This is a genomic window from Natronomonas sp. (assembly GCF_046483325.1).
Classification (GTDB): domain Archaea; phylum Halobacteriota; class Halobacteria; order Halobacteriales; family Haloarculaceae; genus Natronomonas.
On record NZ_JAWODL010000017.1, the window covers coordinates 1 to 7,720 of the forward strand.

A 7,720-nucleotide genomic window follows, 5' to 3' on the forward strand; every position below is an offset into this window, starting at 1 on the left:
GCTCGAACGGGTGGCGGGGAGCTTCAACGAGGCGATCGACGGCCTCCAGAGAATTATCGGCGACGTCGAGGTCTTTACCGACGAGGTCGTCACCGCCAGTGAGGCCTCGACGGAGCGGATCGACGGTGCCGTCGAGAACGGCGAGGGGATCAACGGGGCACAGGCCTTGACGAAGTTCAGGGTCCCTTTGACATTAATATCAATGGCCTCCCTATAGCCTTCTCCGGAAACAGCTGCCACGTGGCCGGCGCCAGCCAAATGGTATGCCGCATCTATAAGGTTCTTCTGGGGCCTGGGAGATCCGAACAAGCCCGGAGGAAATGGTTACGCTCTGACCGATGCGCCGTGACACCTTTTGCGAGTTGATCCGTGGCGCGCTCACGCGGCGTTCCGGTCGGACTGACACTCTTGCAGGTCTCTTGCATCCTGAACGCCGCCGCATGTCACCGTAGCACGAGATATGGACGAATCATCCCCATTCGATGCGATCCGCGGATTCGAGTTCGGCGGCACCTCCTACAAGATGGCCGACCTCACAGTCCTCGAAGAGGAGGGTCTCTGTGAACTCGACCGGCTCCCCGTCAGTATCCGCGTTCTCCTCGAGTCCGTTCTCCGCAACGTCGACGGGGAAACGATAACCGCCGAGGACGTTCGGAACGCCGCCTCGTGGGAACCCGAGGTACCGAACGTTGAACTCCCATTCACGCCTTCCCGAGTCGTCCTGCAAGACCTCACCGGTGTCCCTGCTGTGGTCGATCTCGCAGCGCTCCGATCGGCGGCCGATCGCGAGGGTAAAGATCCAACCATCGTCGAGCCGGAAGTCCCGTGCGACCTCGTGATCGACCACAGCGTGCAGGTCGACTACTTCGGCACCGAGGATGCCTACGAACGCAACGTCGAATTGGAGTACGAGCGAAACGGCGAGCGGTACCGGTCTCTCAAGTGGGCCCAACAGGCGTTCGACGACTTCCGCGTCGTCCCGCCGGGGACTGGTATCGTCCATCAGGTGAACCTCGAGTACCTCGGGCGTGTTGTCCACGCCCGCGAGCAGAATGGAGACGCGTGGCTCCTGCCGGACACGCTCGTGGGGACGGACAGCCACACGCCGATGATCGGCGGCATCGGCGTTGTCGGCTGGGGTGTCGGCGGCATCGAAGCTGAAGCCGCGATGCTCGGCCAGCCGATCACGATGAAACTCCCCGAGGTGGTCGGGGTCCGGCTCACCGGCGAACTTCCCGAGGGAGCAACCGCGACCGATCTCGTCCTTCACGTCACCGAACAGCTCCGGGAGGTCGGCGTCGTCGATCGGTTCGTGGAATTCTTCGGCCCCGGTGTGGCGAATCTCACCGTTCCGGACAGGGCGACCATCGCAAACATGGCGCCCGAGCAGGGCTCGACGATCAGTATGTTCCCCGCCGACGAGGCGACGCTCGACTACCTCGAACTCACGGGCCGCGAGGAGCAGCACATCGAACTCGTTCGCGAATATCTCGACGCCCAGGGGCTGTTCGGTGAACAGAATCCCGAGTATACCGAGACGGTCGAACTCGACCTCTCGACGATCACTCCTAGCCTCGCCGGACCGAAACGCCCCCAAGACCGCGTCCCGATGGGCGATATGAAGACGCACTTCCGGGGGCTGGTCCACGGCGAATTCGAGGACGAACTCGACGATATCGACGAAGATGCGCTCACGCGATGGATCAACGAGAGCAGCGCCCCCGACGAAGACCGACCCGACCCCGATCTTCCGGAGCCGGACATCGGTGATCTTGATCACCAAGTCGAAGTCGACGTGAACGGCGAGTCGACCGAGATCGGGCACGGCAGCGTCGTCGTCAGCGCCATCACCAGTTGTACGAACACGTCGAACCCGTCCGTGATGCTCGCGGCGGGGCTGCTCGCCCGAAACGCCGTCGAACGGGGGCTCGACGTTCCGGCGTACGTCAAAACGAGTCTTGCACCGGGTAGTCGAGTCGTCACCGAATACCTCGAAGCCTCCGGACTCCTCCCCTATCTGGAAGACCTCGGCTACAACGTCGTCGGCTACGGCTGTACGACTTGCATCGGAAACGCTGGGCCGCTTCCCGAGCCGATCGAACGCGCGATCGACGCCGAGGACCTCTGGACGACGAGCGTCCTCTCCGGCAACCGGAACTTCGAGGCACGCATCCACCCGAAGATCCGGGCGAACTACCTCGCCAGTCCGCCGCTCGTCGTCGCCTACGGTCTCGCCGGGCGCATGGATATCGATCTCGAACACGATCCGCTCGGCACCGACGATGACGGCAATCCGGTCTACCTCTCTGACATCTGGCCCGGCGCCGACGACATTCACGCGGCGGTGCACGACAGCGTCGATTCCTCGATGTTCGAAGAGAAGTACGCCGAAGTGTTCGAAGGTGACGAGCGCTGGGCGGCGCTCGACGCGCCGACCGGTGACGTCTACGAGTGGGACGACTCCTCGACGTACATCCGCGAACCGCCGTTCTTCAGGGAGTTCCCCTTGGAGAAGCCCGGCGTCGCAGATATCACTGACGCCCGCACGCTGATGCTGCTCGGCGATACGGTCACGACCGATCACATCAGTCCCGCCGGGCCGTTTACTCGCGAGCAGCCGGCCGGAGAGTGGCTCGTCGAACAGGGCGTCGAACCCCGCAAGTTCAACACGTACGGTGCCCGGCGTGGGAACCACGAGGTGATGATGCGCGGCACCTTCGCCAACGTTCGCATCGAGAACCAGATGCTCGACGACGTCGAAGGCGGCTACACGATCCACCATCCGACCGGCGACCAGACGACGGTCTTCGAAGCCAGCCGTCGCTATCGTGACAACGACACGCCGCTGGTCGTGTTTGCGGGTGAAGAGCTCGGAACCGGATCGAGTCGTGACTGGGCGGCAAAGGGAACGGATCTGCTGGGCGTCCGTGCGACGATCGCCGAGAGCTACGAGCGCATCTTCCGCGACAACCTCGTCGGGATGGGTGTCTTGCCGCTCCAGTTTGTCGACGGTGACTCGTGGGAGTCGCTCGGCCTCGACGGCTCGGAACGGGTCGCGATTCACGGACTCGACGACGGCCTAGACGTGAACGACGATCTCACCGTCGTCGCAGAACGCGCCGATGGCTCGACCGTCGAATTCTCGGTCACAGCACAGGTTGGAACGCCGGCAGCCGTTCGATACGTCGAAAATGGTGGAATCCTTCATCTGGTGCTCCGTCGGTTACTCTCCGAGAAGGAGGTTGAAGACTGAGGCGGCACAAAGACGACCACCCAATTAGACCACACCGTTATCCCTGCCCAGCGAGTAGTGAGCAAAATGGAATATACCATACAAACCTCGGTGTCGGGTGAGTTCGATGCAGTCGTCGACGCTACAATCGCTGCGCTCGAAGACGAAGGATTCGGCGTCCTCTGTGACATCGACGTCAAAGCGACGTTCGAAAAGAAGCTCGGCGACGAATTTCGACAGTATCGGATCCTCGGCGCGTGCGATCCCGCACTCGCACAGGAGGGACTAGCCGAGGAGATCGAACTCGGCGCACTCCTCCCCTGTAACCTCATCGTCTACGAAGCGGACGATGGCGATATCGTGGTGAGCGCCGTCGCCCCCGACCAACTCATGGGGATCCCCGACAACGACGCGCTCACTCCGATCGCGGCCGAGGTCACCGATCGATTCAAGCGTGTGCTCGCGGCCGTCAGGGATGATCTCGAGTCGGTCTCGGGGAGTTGATTCTCATGTCACCGTCAAACCAACTTGACACCACGACCATTCTCCTCTTGATCCTCGGGGCACTCATCGCACTTCCATTGCTCACGATGGGCATGGGCTTCGGCGGGATGATGGGCTACGGCGGGATGATGGGCCAGTACGGTAGTACGGGTGGCTGGTGGCCGTTCGTCGGGATGCTCATCCCGCTCGTCTTCCTCCTCGTGCTCATCGGCGGTGGCTACCTCGTCTTTCGGCGCGGAATCGACAGTCGGAGCGCTCGAGATCCGGCGATTGAGGAACTCCGCAAAGCGTACGCTCGTGGGGAACTCTCCGAGGAGGAATTTGATGACCGACGGCGCCGACTCCAGACTGAATACGAGAACTAATCATCAATACTATGCCCACACGACGACGCCTGATCGCAGTCGCCGGCGGAGCGATTGCGACCAGCCTGGCAGGGTGTGCGACTAACGGCGAGTCACCCGCTGGTGGAAACGGCGACGGCAATCGCGGCGACTCGACTGACAACGGCGATGGCGAAGAAGCCACCGGCGCTAGCGATGAACACGATCACGAGAGCGGTCACGAGCTCGGCCATCCGGAGACACGGATAGACGTGCGGATGGAGTCGGACGGCGACAGCAACCACTTCGTCCCACACGCAGTCCACATTGAGGAGGGAGGAACGGTCAGGTGGGTTCTGGAGAGCGGCGCTCACGACACGGTTAGCTACCACCCGGACAACGCTGACCTGCTCCCGTCAGCGACCGAGCGGCGGATGCCCGAAGAAGCCCGCCCGTGGCGGAGTGAGTTGTATCGGGGCGAGGGAGAGACGTTTGAACGGACGTTCGAAGAAGCGGGGATTTATGATTACACCTGTACCGTCGTCGAACACGGCCATGGGCCCGACCGTGGACAAGGCCCCTATGACCATCATCGAACACACGAAGCGACGGGCATGGTCGGCCGCGTGATCGTCGGCTGGCCGGAACTCGATCCCAACGCGCAGCCTGCGCTCCGATCCCCCGCGGATGGGCTGCCCGACGCCGCAAGACACGAATTTGAGGGGTTCAACGAACGAACCAGGGCGGCACTCGAGCACGACGACGACCACTGAACACATCGACCTCGAAAGAACCGGAGACGCCGCGAAATCGTGTATTCGTTCGGATTCCGCGCTAGCGGCTGTTTCGGCGGGTGTCCCCGCCGGTCCCCGCCGGTCCCCGCCGATCTCGACTGATTTCCCCGGTTCGTACGAGCAAGAACGCCCCACTCGATGGGCCGGCCGTCTTCTGGATCGTGGCGGTACAGCAGCGGCTCGAGAACAGTCCGCTACCGTGTCGACAAGACGCCATTTCTCCGTCTCACCGCGGCAGGGAGCCTCGCGCTCGCCGGTTGTACGGAGGCGAGTGGCCCCGCGGGGCAGGCACCGACCGAGACCGCTCCACCGACGTCGAGTGGGTGACGTTCAGCGGAGTCGGTCGAGCAGCATCCCCGGAGAGCGGCCGATCCCGATCAGCCGCCGTCTCGACCGTCTTCGACCCGAAGCGACCCGCCGCACTCCCCACAGCGGTACGACTCGGGCTCGTCGACAACCGTCGAGCGCCGATACCGTCCGAACGTGTGTCCACACCCCTCGCAGACGATCCACCACTTCGGATCGCTGAACCGATCGCAGGTCACCCGCGTGTCCAACTGCTCGGCGAGCGCCTCGAACGCCGCTCCGTGCGAGCCGTCACCCGCCGTGTCGAGCAGGTGGACGTGGATCAGTTCGTGCCGGATGATCTCGGCGACGCCCGACCAGCCGTGCGTCTCGAAGTACTCCCACGTGAGCGAGACCGTCTCGGGGACCCCATCTCGGTGTTTCACCGCGCCGGCGCGTCGCTTGGCGCGCTTGCTGATCTCCCACTCCAGTTCGGAGACGCGCACCGACCGGTCGTGGTCGTCGACGACGGCTCTCGCGTACAGTTTCGACGCGGCCAGAAACTCCGCGTCCGTGGCGTCGGGCGTGATACGGTAGTACTCGAGGTCGACGGACACGTTATGTGGGAGTGTCGAAGCCACAGGGCATGGATATTTCGGGTGACCAATGCTCCAGGGTGGTACCGAAAAAAAGTCACCTCGCCGTCCCCACTACGTCCAAACACACCGTTCAATTCGGTGGATTCGCGTTCCCCACGTCGTTCATCGTGCATTATCGCGCCGACGAACCGCCAAGGCTCGCCCGCGAGTTCGTCCTCCGATTCGTGGGTCTCGACCCGCAAATCCCTCCGGATTGACGTCGACCGAGTGAATCGCGTCGGGATGCGGTACGTCTCGAGGGGAGCGGTCTCGACGGGTGAATTATCACGCCCCCCGAACGACGTGCCCGTATTTGAGTACGGCGACGAATATCGCCCCGCCGCACGCGTTTCCGATCGTCGCTAAGACCAGAAAGGTGAGATAATCCAGCGGGGTGATTGAAGCGGACATGAACAATCCGAAGAGCACCTCCACGTTGCCCGCAATGGAGTGAGGGAGGTGGAGGATCCCGATCGTGGCGGTCACGATCCAGATGAGAACCACGCGACTGAGCGTCCCCTGTGCGGCCGTGATCAGCCAGGCCAACAGCCCCATCAACCACCCGGCGAAAATCCCGGCCACGAACAGCCAGCGAACTTCGTGCGTGACGAGTTTTTCAGCGATCGTTTCGAACGCCGCCGGTGAGACGACGCCGAGCCCCGGCATCAAGAGCACAGCGAGCAGGGTGAACACGAACCCGCCGACGATGTTTCCGAAATATACGAGCCCCCAGAGGCGAGCCAACTGGCTGAGCGATGCCTGCCGATCGAGGACCGGTATCACCGCGAGCGTCGTGTGTTCGGTGAACAGTTCCGAGCGGCCCAAAATAACGAACATAAAGCCGACTGAATACACGCTCGCCAGCAACAACTCGGTCGTGAGATCACCGAAACTCCCCTCCGAAAGCGTGAGCACGACGGCCATCAACAGCGGCCCGAATCCGATATCGAGACCCGCCGAAAATCCCGAGAGCATCAATCCGGACGTCTCGCGGTTGATCTCGTGGAGTCCGTCCTCGATCAACGAATCGAGAACGTCCCGCGTCGGCATCTGTTCCATGATCGATACCCCCTCAGATCCTTGAGTATCCACAACCAGTCACCCCTAGTGGGTCGTTGTTGGAAGGATATTGACCTTTTCATCGGGAGAGTCGGTCGGCGCTTGCTACGAGAGAGTCTGAGTTCGGTACGGCTGTTCGAGGCGAGGCCGAAATCGGTGCGAACAACCACTCCGGGATCTCGACACGCCTCGACCCGATGCGTTTATTCGCGAGCGCTCACCACCCAGTCGTAATGAACGCCAGCGAGATTCGGTCGCTGCTTTCGGATTCGCCGGAGTTCGAGACCGCGCTGGAGGCCCTCCTCGATATCGATCGCGAACGGAAGACGTGGACGTTCGACGACATTCCGCTCGATTCGGGCACCTTCGGCGAGTTGGTCGGCGAGGGCGTCGTCGAGAAGGTCGACGGCGAATACCGACTGGCCGATCCCGAGGCGGTGGAGCGGGCACTCGGCGGCGAGACGGTCGAAGCGGACGACTCGGGCGGCGTCGACGTTTCGATGCCCGAGCTAGATTGGACCGCCGCGGGACTGTTGGGGCTCGTGTTGGTGGTGGCGGTCGCGGTTCGAATCGCGAACTACCCGTCGGTGTTTCGCGATCGGGTGGTGTTCACCGGGAACGATCCCTATTATTATGTGTACGCCGTCGAGGAGGGGCTCCGAAACGGCTGGTCATTCTCTGAGCTTCCGGCAGGGCTAGCGAATGGGGAGCCGTTAACTATCGTCCAGCTGCTTTACGCCGCTGAATTTGCGGGCGGCCTGGACAGCCACACCGCAATTTTGGCATGGATGCCGGTGCTCGTCGGCGTCGCGACCGTGCTCGTGACGTATCTGTTCGCCTACGAAGTGGCCGAGGATCGCCGCGTCGCGCTCGCGAGCGCGTTCG

7 protein-coding genes and 1 pseudogene are annotated in these 7,720 nt (G+C 62.6%); 6 read left to right on the forward strand and 2 right to left on the reverse strand.

Features of this window, described 5'->3' with window-relative positions:
• The 5 genes from R6U53_RS06710 to R6U53_RS06730 all read left to right on the forward strand — a co-directional run.
• Window positions 1-217, forward strand: a 217-nt coding sequence (locus R6U53_RS06710) for a hypothetical protein (RefSeq protein WP_410321594.1), incomplete at its 5' end; no start/stop codon positions are given.
• A gap of 243 nt (window positions 218-460) precedes the next feature.
• Window positions 461-3,253 carry an aconitate hydratase AcnA gene (acnA, locus tag R6U53_RS06715; RefSeq protein ID WP_410321595.1) on the forward strand — a complete coding sequence of 931 codons (2,793 nt, stop codon included), beginning with the start codon at window positions 461-463 and terminating at the stop codon, window positions 3,251-3,253.
• A 66-nt stretch (window positions 3,254-3,319) separates the two neighbouring features.
• Entirely contained in the window at window positions 3,320-3,736 is a 417-nt protein-coding gene (locus R6U53_RS06720) for a DUF302 domain-containing protein (protein WP_410321596.1), read from the forward strand.
• Between the two features lie 5 nt (window positions 3,737-3,741).
• The gene (locus R6U53_RS06725; protein WP_410321597.1) at window positions 3,742-4,101 is read left to right on the forward strand and encodes an SHOCT domain-containing protein; all 360 of its coding nucleotides are present in this window, start codon (window positions 3,742-3,744) and stop codon (window positions 4,099-4,101) included.
• A gap of 11 nt (window positions 4,102-4,112) precedes the next feature.
• Window positions 4,113-4,832: a plastocyanin/azurin family copper-binding protein gene (locus R6U53_RS06730; protein ID WP_410321598.1), complete on the forward strand. Its 720-nt coding sequence runs from the start codon at window positions 4,113-4,115 to the stop codon at window positions 4,830-4,832.
• Between the two features lie 398 nt (window positions 4,833-5,230).
• Here the strand turns inward: R6U53_RS06730 and R6U53_RS06735 are convergent, their stop codons facing one another.
• Together R6U53_RS06735 and R6U53_RS06740 are read right to left on the reverse strand one after the other, a co-directional pair.
• Window positions 5,231-5,755, reverse strand: a complete 525-nt coding sequence (locus R6U53_RS06735; RefSeq protein WP_410321599.1) for a SprT-like domain-containing protein — start codon at window positions 5,753-5,755, stop codon at window positions 5,231-5,233.
• 306 nt (window positions 5,756-6,061) lie between these two features.
• Complete coding sequence (locus tag R6U53_RS06740) at window positions 6,062-6,835, reverse strand: formate/nitrite transporter family protein (protein ID WP_410321600.1); 774 nt, start codon at window positions 6,833-6,835, stop codon at window positions 6,062-6,064.
• A 233-nt stretch (window positions 6,836-7,068) separates the two neighbouring features.
• Between R6U53_RS06740 and R6U53_RS06745 the strand changes: the two are divergent.
• Window positions 7,069-7,720, forward strand: a pseudogene (locus tag R6U53_RS06745) (laminin G); the annotation flags it as partial.